The sequence below is a fragment of the Sphingobacterium sp. CZ-2 genome (assembly GCF_004526235.1).
Lineage (GTDB): Bacteria > Bacteroidota > Bacteroidia > Sphingobacteriales > Sphingobacteriaceae > Sphingobacterium > Sphingobacterium tenebrionis.
In genome coordinates, this window is the sequence record NZ_CP038159.1 from 3891289 (window position 1) to 3906658 (window position 15370).

Genomic DNA, 15370 nt, shown 5'->3' on the forward strand with positions numbered 1-15370 from the left:
TATGCAAACAACGGATAGCATCTTGATGGTCAGGCCATCCAGCTTTCGAAAAAATGAAGAGACTGCGGTAAACAACTATTTCCAATCAGATGATAGCGAATCGAAACGATTGGCCGAACTGGCCTTAGCTGAGTTTGATAATTTTGTGAGCACGCTAAAAAGCGCAGGTATAAAGGTTGTTGTTATTCAAGATGACGGCAGTAAGGATACGCCCGATAGTCTTTTCCCGAACAACGTGATCTCCTTCCATCAGAACCAAGCCATAATCTATCCGATGTTTGCCGAAAACAGACGCCGTGAAAGGACATTGAACTACTTGGGAAAATTGGACAAATTGGGCTATCACTTTGACAAACTAACGGATTACACCCATTTTGAAGATCAGAACAAATTTCTGGAAGGAACGGGTGTCCTGATCTTGGATCGCGTGAACAAGGTTGCCTACTGCTCTATTTCCGACCGTGCGGATGAACAGGTGCTCCAACAGTACGGCGAAGATCAGGGGTATCAAACCATCGCTTTCCATGCCGTTCAGTTGGTCGATGGCCAATACCTTCCGATCTACCATACCAACGTGATGATGTCCGTAGGGACAGCTTTCTGTTTGATCTGCCTGGATAGCATCAAGGAAGAAAAGGAAAGGATGTTGGTTGTTGATAAGCTTAAGGAAACGGGAAAAGAGATCATCCGCATTAGCGAAAAGCAGATGCATCAATTTGCCGGCAATATCCTTGAAGTAAAAAACACGGATGGGGAGCCCTATATCTGTATGAGTAGTCAGGCATTTGAAGCGTTGGATGAGGAGCAGATCAAGCATTTGGAGAAGCATGGGAAAATACTGCATGCCCCGCTATATAGTATTGAGAAATATGGTGGCGGAAGTGCGAGATGCATGATGGCAGAGTTGTTCTATGAATAGAATGGCGCTGCCTTCTTTATTTTGCTACTTAAAAACTGTCTTTAGCGATCTCTCTTCTTACACGGCTTAAGCTTTCGGGGGTAATGCCTAGATAAGAAGCGATCATCCATTGTGGAACCCGTAACAAAAGGCTTGGATAAAGCTCCATGAACTCCAGATAGCGCTCTTTAGCGGTCATCGCCAGCAAGGAGTTGATCCTTTTCTGCAGGTAATAGATACTCCGTTGCAATGACCTTTCGGTGAACATGCTGAAATCAAAATTCAGTTTACCGGCTTCTGTAAAGAAATTCGGATGAATGAACACCACTTTGCTGGGTTCAATGGCCTTTATGAAATACAAGGAAGGTTCATCAAAGTACATGCTGGAACGATCGGAGATCAACCAGTTTTCCGGGGCGAACTGAAGGATATGCTCCCCTCCTTTTTCATCCAGGGATAAAAACTGCAGGAGACCTTCTTCCACGAACAGCACGGAACGGCATACTTCACCAGACCGCATCACATACTGATTGTGCGAAAGCTCCTTCAGTTCATAATACGGCTGAAGGGCCTGGAAATCAGCATCTGTTAAGCCAGCCTTTTCACTATAGTATCTATAAAAATTACTGCCTTTTAACTGTTCTTCCGTCATGATAAAAAACTAATAAAGGATGGTGAATTTAAAATCCAACGGATGGAATGCCTTGACCAATTCCTTGACCAAATCTTCCTCGTATTTTAGGTATAGTACGGCAAAATTATCGGTACGTTCCTGTAATCCTCCCCCTGGGAACAACCTATCCTTGATGCGCTCGATCTGGATCAAGGCATCTTCGTGGTTTCTCTTTTCCGCTTTCAGGAATTTCTTCTCCAGGTTGTTCATGGCCTTCTTTAGCCTTGCCTTTACCGCATCGGTACTTGCCGCCAAAGTGGGGTCTATCTTATGGGCCCTTAACTTGATGCGTCCAAAAATGGCATTCATTTCCATCCATTCATCCTGAAGCTGCAAGCGCTGTTTGGTCTTCCGCTTCACATATTCATTCTTCAGGGAATTCAAGGGCTTGAATATACTTTTAAAGGTAAGATCCAACCGGAAGATCTTACTTGCCAAACCATCGTCGCTGATCATGGCCGAGTTCCTCGGGATCAGGATCGGGAAAGGTACGCTATATTGATCAAAATTTGCTTTCAGCTGCAACCAATAGACAATCTCCGCTCCCCCTCCTATATAGGCCAGGTTTGGAAGAATGATCTCTTGGTACATCGGCCGCATGACCACGTTCGGGCTGAACCTTTCTGGGAAATTCTTGATCTCTTCCAAGAGTTCTGCTTCGGTAAAAAAGAGGTTCTGATGCAGTACTTCAAAGCGTCCGTCTTCAGTTCTTATCAAACGCTCCCTGAATTCATCCGTTAAGTAAAAGAAATTGATTTCCCGCGCATGAACCTGGGTATCAAAACCCTCCTCCTCCAATTGTTCAGACGTCTTGTTGATCGCTTTAAAACTTTTTTCCTGTAGGACATCTTCGGTCATGATGGGCGCAAAAAGCTCCTTGAATGCCTTTCTATCAGCATCGATAATAATTAGACCGTAATCTTTGAAGATTTCATTGACAAAGACTCGGGTGGCATCCGCTAAGGACCTTCCTTTTAGATAGGCTTCCTGAACCATCTCGGTAAGCTTGGTTGCCGTATCGGATAATCCAAACGTATTGGTGTATTGCTTCACGACCTCTGCCATGGTATCTGTGCTCATCCGGCCGGTAGCAGAAACTCCATCTTCGTTCCATTCGATCTTTTTGCCATACACCCGCGTATGGTTGATCTCTGCAAAATCGTGGTCTTCAGTAGCCATCCAATAAACAGGAACAAACTCTTTGTGGGGGTATGCTTTCTTCAGATCCTCTGCTAAACGGATAGCCGTTACGATCTTGAAGATGAAATAAAGGGGCCCTGTAAAGATGTTCAATTGATGGCCCGTGGTTACCGTAAAGGTGTTTTCATCGGACAATAATTGAATATGTTGGGCCACCTGTGGAGAAGATTCCAACAGGTCCTTATACTGTTCTTTCAGTTCCTTGGCCAATAATTCTCGGTGAGCAAATCCCTTTTTCAGTTTGATCTGCTCCCCAAATCCGGCTATATCAGGCTTATTGCCATAAAAGGGCGCCAATTTTTCATTGTTCCCTAAATAGGCCAATAGGGTTTTTGAAAAACTATTGGTGTCACTGTAGTCTATATAAGTGGCCTTCATCTAATCCTGGTCTTATTTAAATTGAAGAGGGAGTAAGTTATCTGACAATAGATCCGTAGAGGTCGAAGTCCTCAGCCCGATCCACCTTCACTTGCACAAAATCTCCTATTCGAGCATAATTTGTTTTTGCATCCAATACCACTTCGTTGTCCACTTCCGGAGAATCGTACTCGGTACGGCCGATAAAGAAATCACCATCCACACGGTCCACCAGGACCTTAAATTCCTTGCCGACTTTCGTCTGGTTGATGTCGTAGGAAATTTCCTGCTGCACCTCCATGATCTGGTCTACACGCTCTTGTTTTACCTCCTCAGGAACATCGTCCTCCAAGGAATAAGCATGGGTTTTTTCTTCGTGGGAATAGGTAAAACATCCTAAACGATCGAAACGGGTATCTTCTACCCATTCCAACATCTCTTGAAAATCATCTTCTGTTTCGCCTGGATAACCACAGATCAAGGTTGTTCTCAACGCAATATCAGGCACCTTATCCCTGATTTTGTTCACCAGGTCGATCTGTTTTTGCTTATTGGTACCGCGGCGCATGGAGGTCAACATATGATCGGAGATATGCTGTAAAGGCATATCCAGGTAGTTACAGATGTTGGAACGCTCGTTCATTGCATCCAGGATATCCATGGGGAATCCAGAAGGATAAGCATATTGTAAGCGGATCCATTCGATTCCATCCACATCCGATAAATGACGCATCAGGTCCGAAAGATTACGCTTACCATAAATATCCAACCCATAATAGGTAAGATCCTGAGCAATCAGGATCAATTCTTTGGTACCATTGGAGGCTAAAAATTTAGCTTCCTTTACCAGGTCGTCGATGGATTTGGACACATGCTTTCCGCGCATTAAAGGAATGGCACAGAAAGAACAAGGCCTGTTACACCCTTCTGCGATCTTGAAATAAGAATAGTGGGAAGGCGTGGTCAATAATCTTTCTCCCAATAATTCGTGGCGGTAATCCGCTCCGATACTGGACAATAATTCCGGAAGATCATTGGTCCCGAAAAAGGCATCCACGTTTGGAATCTCCGATTGCAGCTCTGGCTTATAGCGTTCGGATAAACAGCCTGTTACAATCACCTTGTTCACTTTCCCCTGATCTTTCAATTCGGAGAATTGTAGAATCGTATCGATGGATTCCTGTTTGGCGTTATCGATAAATCCACAGGTATTGATGACCACGATATCCGAAGATTGGATGTTGCTGGCCTCGTGAACAACCTCTAATTGGTTGCCCTTCAATTGACCCATCAATACTTCACTATCGTGTATATTCTTGGAACAGCCCAAAGTAACCACATTGACGCGTGGTTTTTGGATCGCTGAACTGATTTGTGCTTTCTTTGTTTTCATATGAATGTTGTAGCCTATATGAATAGAGAATCTACCCCTATTTGAATAGAGAATCTACAAAGTCTTTTTTGTTAAATAACTGTAAATCACCGATCTTCTCCCCTACTCCAATATATTTTACAGGTATTTTGAATTGGTCTGAAATCCCGATGACCACCCCACCTTTTGCTGTTCCATCTAATTTGGTCAATGCCAGGGCATTTACATCGGTAGCTTGGGTAAACTGGGTTGCCTGTTCGATCGCGTTTTGGCCCGTCGATGCATCCAATACCAACAAGATCTCATGCGGAGCATCCGGAATGACCTTCTGCATCACATTCTTGATCTTTGTCAGCTCGTTCATCAAGCCTACTTTATTGTGCAAACGTCCTGCAGTATCGATAATCGCTACATCATCGCCATTACTTACCGCCGATTTAACGGTATCATAGGCAACGGATGCCGGATCGGACCCCATCGGTTGAGCAACAACACGAACACCCACACGTTCTCCCCAAAGCTGGATCTGATCGACTGCCGCCGCTCTAAAGGTATCGGCAGCACCGAGTACCACTTTGTTTCCTGCTTCTTTCAGTTGGTGGGCCAACTTACCAATGGTCGTTGTTTTGCCAACGCCATTCACACCCACCACCATGATCACATAGGGTTTCTGATTTCCATACTCAAAGGTTTCGAAATCATTGCTGTTGTTCTCGGCCAATAATCCTTGGATCTCATCCTTCAATAAACGGTTAAGATCATCCGTAGATACATATTTATCTTCCGCTACCCGTTTTTGGATACGGTCTACGATTTTCAATGTGGTGGTAACACCGACATCAGAAGTCACCAATACTTCCTCCAGGTTATCCAACACATCATCATCAATGGTCGACTTCCCTACTACGGCTCTTGTGATCTTGGAAAAGAACCCCTCTTTGGTTTTCTCCAAGCCTTTATCCAAAGCCTCTTGTGCCTCTACGGTCTCCTGTTTCTTCTTGAAAAAATCAAATAATCCCATGATGTTAATGTGTTATAATACCGGATGATGTTGAACCAAATATACTGAAATACGAGATACTAAAAAAGCCCTTTTGGATATACCAAAACGGCTATGAATAAGATTTTTAAAGAAAAACTTTAAAAAAAGGAATATCGATCTGCTTATTTTGTAGCTGCAGCAACAACCTCTTTTACTTTGTCGTTGTGTACCATACTTTCTTTGAAAGTATAAGCGCCAGTTTTTGCAGATTTAGTAGTGATAACTACTTTAGTGTATTCCTTACCACCACCTTTTTGTAATGATGCAACCGCTTTCTTTGCCATGGTATTATATTTTTATCAGGATAGCGCGCTATCCAAAGTTAATTACTTAATTTCTTTATGAACAGTTACTTTTCTCAATACTGGGTTGAATTTTTTCAATTCCAAACGCTCAGTTGTGTTCTTTTTGTTCTTCGTGGTAATATAACGAGACATTCCCGGAAGACCACTTTCTTTGTGTTCAGTACACTCAAGGATAACTTGTACTCTATTTCCTTTTTTTGCCATTGTCTTACTTATTTATACCCTCACGGGTGAATTTCATGATTCTTATTATTGTTGATACAACAGGCGTCTATCTATTAAATATGACCTTTTTTGATGAATTTATCGATCGCTGCTGTAATACCGTTCTTATTGATAGTTTTGATTGCTGATGTAGACACCTTCAATGTAATCCAACGGTCTTCTTCAGGAATGTAAAAACGTTTAGTCTGTAAATTAGGATAGAATTTACGTTTAGTTTTAACGTTCGAGTGAGATACGTTATTTCCTTTTAATGCCGTCTTGCCTGTTAAATCACAAATTCTTGACATGATATTCGATTTTTTATTGTTGTTCTTATTTGTAAACGTCTCTTAGAAACGAGTGTGCAAATATCTATATTTCTTTTGGGAAATACAATAGAAATTTAGGAAATATTTTAAAAATATCTGTGGAGTCTGTAGAAGTCAACAAAAATACTGTATTTTGCATAAGCATTAATAGCTATTGCCAACAATAGTTTTCAACAATTCACAATGAATAAATATCTAGTTAAAGGATTATCACTCGCAATTACCGGGATAATCGCCGTTTACATCAGTTACGACCTGATGGAAGCCGAAAATCATTGGTATAAGATACTCATGACCGTAGGAGTGATCTTGTTTGGATATGGATTTGTTCTTTTGGTGTATCGCATATTTCGTAAGATCGACCGGAAAACCCTGATCGATAATCGGAATAAAAAACAGGAAGAACAGAATCAGGAAAAAGAATAGGGGATATGCTGATCCAAACCAAGGGTATTCCATTAAAGATCACCAATTATTCGGAGAGCTCTGTCGTTGCACAGATTTATACAGAAGCACTCGGGCTTCAATCGTATTTAATAAATGGCGCTCGGAAGCCTAAGGCCAAGATTCCAACGAATATGCTGCAACCCTTGCATTTATTGGAATTGGTGGTCTATAATAAAGAGGGTGGCAGCCTGCAACGGATAAAAGAGGCGCATCAGGTGCCTACCTTACGATCCATTCCTTTGGATATCGTAAAAAGTTCCCTGGCCATGTTCCTCAATGAGGTTTTATATAAGGTGCTGCGTCATCAGCATTCCGATCCACAATTATTTCATTTTCTGGAAAACGCCATCATCTGGTTGGATGAAAGTTCTGAAGGACTTGCCAACTTCCATCTGGTATTCCTCCTGAAATTGAGCCATTACCTCGGCTTTAGACCGGCCATCAGCAATAAACCTTATTTTGATCTTCGAGAGGGGGTATTTAGGTCGGTTTTGCCTGGGCATGTACAGGTCATTCAGGAACCTTACAGCCAGATTCTAAGGGATATACTGCAAACAAATTTTAACGATTGTAACAAAATAAAACTAAATAAAGAGGATCGATCGTATTTATTACAGAAAATAATCGATTATTATCGTTTGCATACGGAGAATTTTGGAGAATTGAATGCTTTGTACATCTTGGAGGAAATCTTTAGTTAAGTTTTCCATTCCCTACAAATGAAAAAGCCCATTGATGATGAACCAATGAGCTTTGCCACAATAAATATATTTTGAATCTATTCCTTAGATAAGTTTTACATTTACCGCGTTAAGACCTTTACGGCCTTGTTCCACTTCGTAAGACACATGATCCTTTTCACGAACTTTGTCTACTAATCCTGAAACGTGAACAAAGATTTCACCTTCGCCAGAATTTGGAATGATGAAACCGAAACCTTTGGCTTCATTAAAGAATTTTACTACTCCTTCTTGCATGTTATTAATTATTGTTTTTTTTAAAGATATTATATTTTTTCTAAAAATGAATTAATTTTTTCCCCTTTCCTTTTAAACAATCTAAATTTTTATCTGTCTATTTTGGAAAGGTTTTTGTCAATCACCTTAAAGAAACAAAAAATAATATGAAAAAAATATTAACACTCCTTGTTTTATTAACTGCAGTTGTTAGTACACAAGCACAAAATTCACTTATGGAAAATAGCAGAAGAGTTTCGACTCGTGGTTATGCAGAAAAAGAAGTAACCCCGGATATCATTTACTTATCCATCTCATTGAAAGAATATTACCAAGATGGGAACAGCAAGAAGAAGGTAAGTATCGAAACCTTGGAAAAGCAGCTTTTTGATGCGGCCATGAAAAATGGTGTAAGGAAGGACGATTTTACCATCCAGAACATCTATAGCTATAACGCAGAGACCAAAAAGAAGAACAATGAGCTTTTGCAATCTAGACAGTACCGCATTAAGGTAACTAATTTGAACAACCTGAATACCATGATGGACGAAGTTGATCCTAAAGGTCTGCAGAGCACATCGATTTCCGGTTATGATCATTCGCAAAAAAGACAGATCGAAAAGGAATTGAAAACCTCAGCGGTCAAAGATGCCCGTACGAATGCCGAAATCTTGGCGAATGCTGATGGTGGTTCGGTAGGGAAGGCCTTAATGATCAATGATAACAGTAATGTAAACTGGAACGAGATCATGCCACAACCAAGAATGTACAGCATGGCCAAAACGGCAAATGCAGAAATGGATGCTGCAGGAGAGGGCTTGGACCTGAACATTCGTCCTATCAAATTGACCTGCAACATTGATGCAGTTTTCGAGTTAAAATAATATGGAAAATCGCTACGTAAGTAAGCAAGAAAGAATATCCCAGGATTTCCAATGGGTGGAACGGCTATCTGTTTTAATGGATAGTCGTTTCCGCATTGGAAACTTCAAGTTTGGCCTAGACCCCATTCTTAATTTTATCCCATTTGCTGGACAGGCAGCCACATTGATCATTTCCCTGGTGCTCGTAACGGTCATGTACCGAAACGGGGCAAGTGGAAAACTGACCATTAAAATGTTGCTCAATGTAACCTATGACGCTATTTTGGGATCCATTCCTTTGCTTGGAAACATCTTCGATTTTTTCAACAAGGCAAATGAAAAGAACATCAAACTACTTCGGGAACACTATTATGAAAACAAGCATCAAGGATCTGGTGTCGGCATTCTTTTGACCATAGGCATTATCCTATTTGCTTTCGTGTTGGTATTCCTGTTCCTGATGTATGCATTGACCTTATGGTTAATTGGATTGATTTTTTAGTTATCTGCCCAAATAGCATTAACTTTACCCCATGAGCAAAACCAGAATCTTCGCGATAACCTTAGTGCTGATCATGTTGGCGGCTGTATTCACCAACCCTTCCAAAGAAAAAATGGAGGCTGCCTTGAGCACCAAGGCAAAGGATATCTTGCAAAAGCAATTGAAATACGAAGATAAAGGTGCTGTAGAACTGGGCATGATGCTTTTCGGAGACCAGGTGATCCGCGAATTCGTCAATTCCTATACTACTACCTCCAATTATTATCTGTTTTCTTTGTCGAAGATCAACTGGAATGGAGAGAAGGTCATAGTGGGTGGAGGGGCCTTTGGCCAAGTCTGGATAAGCCCTAAACTGGATGAAAAAGCAGATAAATTGATCGAAGTACTCAAAAACCAATAATGTTAGAGATTCTTTACCGGGATGAAGAACTGATCGCGATCAATAAACCGCATGGTCTTTTGGTTCATCGTTCATCCATTGCTGCCGACACCTCAGAATTTGCCCTACAAAAACTCCGTGACCAAATTGGACAGGCGGTTTACCCGGCCCATCGCCTCGACCGAAAAACAGGTGGGGTGCTCTTGTTTTCCCTGAACAAAGAGATGGACAGCCTTATCCAACAGGCTTTCGCCAATAACCTGGTCAAAAAGGAATACCTGGCCATATTGCGAGGCCATCCAGAAGATCAGGGAACTATTGATTATCCGCTGAAAAAAGAGAACGGGGTACTGCAGGATGCATTGACCCATTACCAACTGCTAAGAAAAGCTGAAATCGATCTTCCTTTCGGAAAACACCCTACATCAAGATACAGTTTGGTCAAAGCGATGTCCCAGACAGGAAGAATGCACCAGCTCAGAAGGCATTTTGCCCATATTTTCCATCCCATTATCGGAGATCGGCCACACGGCTGCAACAAACAGAACAAACTTTGGAAAGAAACTTTTAACCACGATAGCATGCTCTTGCATGCGAGCCAATTGAGGTTTATCCATCCAAAAACCGGAAAAGAGATCCTTATACAGGCCGAATTGCAACCTGAATTCCAAAAAGCGCTTCAAATCCTGAATATTTCCCTATAGTATACTTAACTTTTAGTAAAACAAGGTCCTTTTGTCGTTTAAATTCCTATTTTTGTAAGAACTAAAACTCATTGAATTATCATGAAAAATACTGCGTTAACAAACGTACATATCGCTTTGGGTGCTAAGATGGTTCCTTTTGCTGGTTTTAATATGCCTGTGCAATATTCAGGTATCAACGACGAGCATGAAACCGTGCGCACGGGCGTAGGTATGTTTGATGTGAGCCACATGGGAGAATTTATCCTAAAAGGCGAAAAAGCCCTAGACCTCATCCAAAAGATCTCTTCAAACGATGCTTCCAAACTTTATGATGGAAAAGTACAGTATGGCTACATTCCGAATGAAACCGGTGGTGTTGTTGATGACTTCTTAACCTATAAAATCGACGATCAGACCTATCTATTGGTTGTCAATGCTTCCAACATCGAGAAGGATTGGAACTGGATCAGCAAATACAATGAATTTGGCGTAGAGATGAAAGACATCTCCGACGAAACTTCCTTATTCGCCGTTCAAGGACCAAAAGCTGCTGATGCACTTCAAGGTTTAACAGATATCGAATTGGCACCAATGGAGTATTACTCCTTCCAAAAAGGGGTATTTGCAGGTGTAGAGAACGTATTGGTATCTGCTACAGGTTACACTGGTGCAGGTGGTTTCGAGATCTATGTGGACAATAAACATGCAGAACAAGTATGGAATGCGATCATGGAAGCTGGTAAGCCTTATGGCATTAAACCTATCGGTTTAGGTGCTCGTGATACCCTACGTTTAGAGATGGGTTTCTGTTTATATGGAAATGATATCGACGATAACACCTCTCCATTAGCTGCAGGTTTGGGATGGGTTACTAAATTCACCAAGGATTTTGTAAACTCGGAAAACCTGAAAGCAGAAAAGGAAAAAGGAGTATCCCAAAAATTGGTAGGATTTGAAATGATCGATAGAGGTATTCCTCGTCACGATTATGAGATTGTAGATGCAGAAGGTAATAAAATTGGTCGTGTTACATCTGGAACACAATCACCTTCCCTTAAAAAATCTGTTGGCTTAGGCTATGTGGATACAGCATTTACAAAAGAAGGAACCGAAATCTTTATTTCGATCCGTAATCAACCGATCAAAGCGGTGGTTAAAAAACCTCCTTTCGTAAAATAGAATAAATTATAATTGAAAAGGGGCTATTTTCTAGCCCCTTTTTTATGCTTTACACTTTGCTGTTGTTGTTGGAATCTTTCATTCTGCTTCGTTTTTACCTCTCGCTTCACCTGCTTCAATAAAACTACTTTTAAATAGATCAGAACAACCATTAAGGCGATGGAAATCCCCAAGATCAACATATTCCCGCTGTTAAAAGCCGCCCAGCCACTAAGTACCAAGAATACGATGAATAAATTCAGTACAATGTTTAATATAAATTTCTTTGTCATTTCTTTTTTATGATTTTAATGCCGGTAACCCGTTCCCTCAAAAGGTAAAAATAAACGATTCCAGCGACAATATTGAATACGATGATAAATAGGGCTAATAAAAGTCTTTCTGAATTCGATATGCGCCCTGATTTCATAATCTCCATGAGCACCAGCACTACCCATACCAAAGACAACAACATGGAAATGCTGAACATAATTGGGGCCATGCCTACCTTAAAAAGTAGCAATAGAAAAGATAAAGCATAAAAAACCAGACTAAACATAAATGCCTGCTTAGTCTGGTGAAACATCTTGTTCATACTAACAAAGGTAAGGATAATAACGCTTACCTACGGGAAGATGCCTAATTCTTTATAGGATTCGCCCACTTTATTGATCGCACAGATAAAGGCAGCAGTCCGTAGATCATCCACTCCTTCTGTGTTTTTCAAGATCTGATGGATCTCCTGGTACGATCCGATCATGGTGTCTTCCAATCCTGAATACACCAAGTCAACCTCATCAGGGCCTCTTAGAATAATCTTTCTTTCCAATTTAGATACCTTTTGGTTCGTCATGGATTCAATGATGTTCAGGATCTCAGCATACATATTTTCGCTGAAGCGTTTCTCCAAACGTCCGTAACGCACATGGCTCAGGTTTTTCAACCACTCAAAATAGGAAACCGTTACACCACCAGCATTCAGATAGATATCTGGAATTACCATGATTCCTTTTTTCAAGAAGATTTCGTCCGCATCAGGTGTCAATGGACCATTTGCCGCCTCACCAACGATCTTCGCTTGGATCTTATCCGCATTTCCTTTATGAATAACAGACTCCAAAGCCGCAGGGATCAAGATATCACATGGATATTCCAATCCTTTAGCCGACTCCTCAATATTGGTTGCTCCTGGGAAGTTTAAAATAGACCCTGTCTGCTTACGATGCGCCACAACAGCCTCCAAATCCAATCCATCTTCTGAATAGATTGCTCCTTCATATTCGATCAAACCGACAAGCTTAGAACCCGCTTCCTGGAAAAATTTAGCCGCATAATAACCTACGTTGCCTAACCCTTGAACGATTACCCTTTTGTCTTCCACACCTACCGTCAAACCTAAGGCATCCATGTCCTCCTGCACCTTACATGCTTCGCGAACACCGAAGAAAACCCCTAAACCCGTTGCTTCCGTACGACCACGAACACCACCTTGGGAAATAGGTTTGCCCGTCACACAGGCCTGAGCATTGATTTCATTTGGATTTAAAGTAGTGTAAGTATCCACGATCCAGCTCATTTCACGCGCACCAGTACCGTAATCCGGAGCAGGAACATCTGTACCCGGACCAATGAAATTCTTTTTCACTAATTCTGTCGTATAACGACGTGTGATCTTTTCTAGCTCATATTCGCTATACTTCTTGGCATCAATCTTAATACCTCCCTTGGCACCTCCAAAAGGCACATTCACAATGGCACATTTGTAGGTCATTAAGGAGGCTAAAGCCATTACTTCATCCTGATCTACTTCCATACTGAAACGGATACCACCTTTACACGGCAGCTTGTGATGGGAATGCTGTACACGATAGGCTTCAATCACTTCGATGCCATCTCCGATCTTCACCGGAAACTTTACCCTTAAAATTGAATTACATGCTTTGATCTGATCTAGGATTCCTGGAGAGAATTTGGTGAATTTTGCAGCCTTGTCAAAATTACGTGCTACTCCTTGGAAGAAACTCTGTGTTATATTGGCTTCTTTAGACATAAATAATGTATTTGTTTACATTTTGGTATAATATTATAAAGTTAGTTCTTTTAAAATTTTTATAACAACAAAGCCTCAGAAAACATCATTTTTAATCTTTTTTTAATAAAGCCTAAATTATTTTAACAGAACTTCAATGAAAATCTATAAAAACAAAAATGCCCAAGTATACTTGGGCATTTCCTTTGAATATTATTTCTTAATAAACATCCATTTCTGGGTCAAAGGCTTCCTTCCAAGCCAAAATTCCGCCTGAAAGATTGGAAAGGTTGGTATAACCTTCTTGCTCCAGAAGCATAACTGCCTGTGCACTACGCTTTCCAGAACGGCATTGAATAACAACAGGAATATCCTTAGAAATCTTGTCCTTTTCAATCACCACGCCCGATAATGGGATATTTACACCGTTTAAGTTCGATACTTCATATTCAAATGGCTCACGTACGTCGATTAATTGGAATTCAACGTTGTGATCCATCATATCCTTTAATTCTTGAACACTTATTTCTTTCATGATCTGCTTTTTATCAAATATAATTAATTTTACAGCTACATTTACAGCAAATGTCTGTCCAAATTTTTAAATTCAAACCTACAATTTAAATTATGACATTATTGTTCACTTTATTACCATAAACATGAAACAGTTATTACTTTCCTTGTTAGGAGTAGGATTGGCCTGCCAGCTATCCTTTGCCCAAACCACTGAAATCAGCAGCAAAGAAAATATTACCAGAATATTGAATACCCTGGCCTCCGACGATATGCGAGGAAGATCATCCCTTTCCGTTCCGGATATCGAGAAAGCAGCCGATTTTATTGCTTCGGAATTCAAAAGTATTGGCCTTAAACCTTATGCAGAAGCGAATTACAGACAATCTTTTAAGGTCCTTCGAAAAAAACAAGGGGAAGAGTCGGTTGAATTTGATGGGAAAGCTCTTAAACCAGAGGAATTCCTGATCATTGGAAATTATCCTTCACAAATCCATCAAGATAATGTGGATGTCAAACAACTGAGAATATCAGCTGAGGAGGATTTCTCCAAAAGATTCCGGGAGATTGTACAAAAGGATACCAACCAAGCTATTGTCTTGGTCGATAAGGCGCATGCTGCTTTCTTGGCCAGATTCAAACGGATGATGGGCAGAGAAAACATCTATTTCAAGGAACAGGCTCCGAAAACCACAAAAGGAAAGATCTTTATCATTGCGGATGAACTTCCAGCAAACCGTAAAATATCTCAAAAAACTAATGAATCCGAACATCCCATGTTCAATGTGGCCGGTATTATCCCAGGAAAATCAAAACCAGATGAATATGTAGTGATTTCTGCACATTACGATCATATTGGCATCCTGCCAGCAGTTAACCAGGATTCTATTGCTAATGGGGCAGATGATGATGCTTCCGGCACAACAGCTATGATCGAGTTGGCGAGATATTACAAAAAGCTGGACAACAACGAAAGAACATTGATTTTTGTGGCCTTTACAGGAGAGGAGATCGGTATGTTTGGTTCAAAATATTTCTCCAATAACATCAATCCGGAGCAGGTCGTTGCGATGATCAATATCGAAATGATCGGAAAGGATTCGAAGTTTGGGCCGAACAGCCTTTACATCACCGGATATGATGCCTCCAACTTAGGCAAACTGATGCAGGAAAACCTTAAGGGTTCCGCTTTTACGTTCCATCCGGATCCTTACAAAACACAGAACCTATTCTATCGCAGCGATAATGCAGTTCTGGCCGCATTGGGCGTACCTGCGCATACTTTCTCTACATCCCAGATCGATAAGGACATCTATTACCATACCGTGGATGATGAAGTAGAAACCTTGGATATCCAGAATATCAAATCGAGTATTGAAGCTATTGCAGCAGGATTGGGAGGGATCATCAAAGGCGAACAGACACCTTCTCGTGTAGAAAAATTAAGAGATTAATAC

General features: G+C 40.9%; 20 protein-coding genes. 9 read left to right on the plus strand and 11 right to left on the minus strand.

All coding sequences use genetic code 11. The features are described 5' to 3' along the window. The first annotated feature begins 1 nt into the window (after position 1). The gene (gene ctlX / locus E3D81_RS16950; RefSeq protein ID WP_099365107.1) at positions 2-919 is read left to right on the plus strand and encodes a citrulline utilization hydrolase CtlX; all 918 of its coding nucleotides are present in this window, start codon (positions 2-4) and stop codon (positions 917-919) included. Between the two features lie 28 nt (positions 920-947). Here the strand turns inward: ctlX and E3D81_RS16955 are convergent, their stop codons facing one another. From E3D81_RS16955 to rpmB, 7 genes are all read right to left on the minus strand, one after another. Beyond that, complete coding sequence (locus E3D81_RS16955) at positions 948-1550, minus strand: Crp/Fnr family transcriptional regulator (RefSeq protein WP_134778332.1); 603 nt, start codon at positions 1548-1550, stop codon at positions 948-950. A gap of 9 nt (positions 1551-1559) precedes the next feature. After that, positions 1560-3149, minus strand: a complete 1590-nt coding sequence (gene bshC / locus E3D81_RS16960; RefSeq protein ID WP_134778333.1) for a bacillithiol biosynthesis cysteine-adding enzyme BshC — start codon at positions 3147-3149, stop codon at positions 1560-1562. A gap of 37 nt (positions 3150-3186) precedes the next feature. Then, on the minus strand, positions 3187-4521 hold the full coding sequence (gene rimO, locus E3D81_RS16965) for a 30S ribosomal protein S12 methylthiotransferase RimO (protein WP_134778334.1): 1335 nt from the start codon (positions 4519-4521) through the stop codon (positions 3187-3189). 37 nt (positions 4522-4558) lie between these two features. Beyond that, on the minus strand, positions 4559-5521 hold the full coding sequence (gene ftsY, locus E3D81_RS16970) for a signal recognition particle-docking protein FtsY (RefSeq protein WP_134778335.1): 963 nt from the start codon (positions 5519-5521) through the stop codon (positions 4559-4561). Positions 5522-5664: 143 nt separating this feature from the next. Then, on the minus strand, positions 5665-5826 hold the full coding sequence (locus tag E3D81_RS16975; protein WP_099365111.1) for a DUF4295 domain-containing protein: 162 nt from the start codon (positions 5824-5826) through the stop codon (positions 5665-5667). A gap of 42 nt (positions 5827-5868) precedes the next feature. Continuing rightward, positions 5869-6051, minus strand: coding sequence for a 50S ribosomal protein L33 (gene rpmG / locus E3D81_RS16980; protein ID WP_002998409.1), 183 nt, complete (start codon positions 6049-6051; stop codon positions 5869-5871). A 74-nt stretch (positions 6052-6125) separates the two neighbouring features. After that, positions 6126-6359, minus strand: coding sequence for a 50S ribosomal protein L28 (gene rpmB / locus E3D81_RS16985; RefSeq protein ID WP_093100019.1), 234 nt, complete (start codon positions 6357-6359; stop codon positions 6126-6128). Positions 6360-6563: 204 nt separating this feature from the next. On the opposite strand from rpmB, the gene E3D81_RS16990 reads away from it, so the two are divergent. Next, entirely contained in the window at positions 6564-6806 is a 243-nt protein-coding gene (locus tag E3D81_RS16990; RefSeq protein ID WP_134778336.1) for a signal peptidase, read from the plus strand. A 5-nt stretch (positions 6807-6811) separates the two neighbouring features. Beyond that, complete coding sequence (recO, locus tag E3D81_RS16995; RefSeq protein WP_134778337.1) at positions 6812-7528, plus strand: DNA repair protein RecO; 717 nt, start codon at positions 6812-6814, stop codon at positions 7526-7528. An 84-nt stretch (positions 7529-7612) separates the two neighbouring features. Here the strand turns inward: recO and E3D81_RS17000 are convergent, their stop codons facing one another. After that, the gene (locus tag E3D81_RS17000; RefSeq protein WP_099365114.1) at positions 7613-7804 is read right to left on the minus strand and encodes a cold-shock protein; all 192 of its coding nucleotides are present in this window, start codon (positions 7802-7804) and stop codon (positions 7613-7615) included. Between the two features lie 146 nt (positions 7805-7950). Here E3D81_RS17000 and E3D81_RS17005 point away from each other — a divergent pair, with 146 nt between their 5' ends. The 5 genes from E3D81_RS17005 (at position 7951) to gcvT (ending at position 11392) form a co-directional block, all read left to right on the plus strand. Further along, positions 7951-8667 carry an SIMPL domain-containing protein gene (locus E3D81_RS17005; protein ID WP_134778338.1) on the plus strand — a complete coding sequence of 239 codons (717 nt, stop codon included), beginning with the start codon at positions 7951-7953 and terminating at the stop codon, positions 8665-8667. A gap of 1 nt (position 8668) precedes the next feature. Next, positions 8669-9148, plus strand: a complete 480-nt coding sequence (locus E3D81_RS17010) for a DUF4112 domain-containing protein (RefSeq protein ID WP_099365116.1) — start codon at positions 8669-8671, stop codon at positions 9146-9148. Positions 9149-9179: 31 nt separating this feature from the next. Continuing rightward, positions 9180-9548, plus strand: a complete 369-nt coding sequence (locus E3D81_RS17015) for a DUF4359 domain-containing protein (RefSeq protein WP_134778339.1) — start codon at positions 9180-9182, stop codon at positions 9546-9548. Beyond that, a complete protein-coding gene (locus E3D81_RS17020; protein WP_134778340.1) occupies positions 9548-10231 on the plus strand; it encodes a pseudouridine synthase in 684 nt (227 codons plus the stop codon). The genes E3D81_RS17015 and E3D81_RS17020 overlap by 1 nt, the downstream gene beginning before the upstream one ends. Before the next feature lie 81 nt (positions 10232-10312). Beyond that, the gene (gene gcvT / locus E3D81_RS17025) at positions 10313-11392 is read left to right on the plus strand and encodes a glycine cleavage system aminomethyltransferase GcvT (RefSeq protein WP_134778341.1); all 1080 of its coding nucleotides are present in this window, start codon (positions 10313-10315) and stop codon (positions 11390-11392) included. A 23-nt stretch (positions 11393-11415) separates the two neighbouring features. Here gcvT and E3D81_RS17030 read toward each other — a convergent pair whose 3' ends face one another. The 3 genes from E3D81_RS17030 to E3D81_RS17045 all read right to left on the minus strand — a co-directional run bounded on the left by E3D81_RS17030 (position 11416) and on the right by E3D81_RS17045 (position 13935). Then, a complete protein-coding gene (locus E3D81_RS17030) occupies positions 11416-11664 on the minus strand; it encodes a DUF6358 family protein (protein WP_099365120.1) in 249 nt (82 codons plus the stop codon). Between the two features lie 332 nt (positions 11665-11996). Further along, positions 11997-13421 carry a Glu/Leu/Phe/Val family dehydrogenase gene (locus E3D81_RS17040; protein WP_099365122.1) on the minus strand — a complete coding sequence of 475 codons (1425 nt, stop codon included), beginning with the start codon at positions 13419-13421 and terminating at the stop codon, positions 11997-11999. 199 nt (positions 13422-13620) lie between these two features. Further along, positions 13621-13935 (minus strand): rhodanese-like domain-containing protein, encoded by a 315-nt coding sequence (locus tag E3D81_RS17045; protein ID WP_099365123.1) that lies wholly within the window; start codon positions 13933-13935, stop codon positions 13621-13623. Between the two features lie 124 nt (positions 13936-14059). Here E3D81_RS17045 and E3D81_RS17050 point away from each other — a divergent pair, with 124 nt between their 5' ends. Next, complete coding sequence (locus E3D81_RS17050; RefSeq protein WP_099365124.1) at positions 14060-15367, plus strand: M20/M25/M40 family metallo-hydrolase; 1308 nt, start codon at positions 14060-14062, stop codon at positions 15365-15367. Positions 15368-15370 lie beyond the last annotated feature (3 nt).

Coding starts and splice junctions, on each gene's coding strand:
- E3D81_RS17030 (WP_099365120.1), bottom strand. CDS start 11,664: ATGACAAAGAAATTTATATTAAACATTGTACTGAATTTATTCATCGTA.
- E3D81_RS16975 (WP_099365111.1), bottom strand. CDS start 5,826: ATGGCAAAGAAAGCGGTTGCATCATTACAAAAAGGTGGTGGTAAGGAA.
- ctlX (WP_099365107.1), top strand. CDS start 2: ATGCAAACAACGGATAGCATCTTGATGGTCAGGCCATCCAGCTTTCGA.
- recO (WP_134778337.1), top strand. CDS start 6,812: ATGCTGATCCAAACCAAGGGTATTCCATTAAAGATCACCAATTATTCG.
- E3D81_RS17010 (WP_099365116.1), top strand. CDS start 8,669: ATGGAAAATCGCTACGTAAGTAAGCAAGAAAGAATATCCCAGGATTTC.
- gcvT (WP_134778341.1), top strand. CDS start 10,313: ATGAAAAATACTGCGTTAACAAACGTACATATCGCTTTGGGTGCTAAG.
- rimO (WP_134778334.1), bottom strand. CDS start 4,521: ATGAAAACAAAGAAAGCACAAATCAGTTCAGCGATCCAAAAACCACGC.
- E3D81_RS17015 (WP_134778339.1), top strand. CDS start 9,180: ATGAGCAAAACCAGAATCTTCGCGATAACCTTAGTGCTGATCATGTTG.
- E3D81_RS17045 (WP_099365123.1), bottom strand. CDS start 13,935: ATGAAAGAAATAAGTGTTCAAGAATTAAAGGATATGATGGATCACAAC.
- rpmB (WP_093100019.1), bottom strand. CDS start 6,359: ATGTCAAGAATTTGTGATTTAACAGGCAAGACGGCATTAAAAGGAAAT.
- E3D81_RS17005 (WP_134778338.1), top strand. CDS start 7,951: ATGAAAAAAATATTAACACTCCTTGTTTTATTAACTGCAGTTGTTAGT.
- E3D81_RS17020 (WP_134778340.1), top strand. CDS start 9,548: ATGTTAGAGATTCTTTACCGGGATGAAGAACTGATCGCGATCAATAAA.
- E3D81_RS16990 (WP_134778336.1), top strand. CDS start 6,564: ATGAATAAATATCTAGTTAAAGGATTATCACTCGCAATTACCGGGATA.
- E3D81_RS17050 (WP_099365124.1), top strand. CDS start 14,060: ATGAAACAGTTATTACTTTCCTTGTTAGGAGTAGGATTGGCCTGCCAG.
- E3D81_RS16955 (WP_134778332.1), bottom strand. CDS start 1,550: ATGACGGAAGAACAGTTAAAAGGCAGTAATTTTTATAGATACTATAGT.
- rpmG (WP_002998409.1), bottom strand. CDS start 6,051: ATGGCAAAAAAAGGAAATAGAGTACAAGTTATCCTTGAGTGTACTGAA.
- ftsY (WP_134778335.1), bottom strand. CDS start 5,521: ATGGGATTATTTGATTTTTTCAAGAAGAAACAGGAGACCGTAGAGGCA.
- E3D81_RS17000 (WP_099365114.1), bottom strand. CDS start 7,804: ATGCAAGAAGGAGTAGTAAAATTCTTTAATGAAGCCAAAGGTTTCGGT.
- E3D81_RS17040 (WP_099365122.1), bottom strand. CDS start 13,421: ATGTCTAAAGAAGCCAATATAACACAGAGTTTCTTCCAAGGAGTAGCA.
- bshC (WP_134778333.1), bottom strand. CDS start 3,149: ATGAAGGCCACTTATATAGACTACAGTGACACCAATAGTTTTTCAAAA.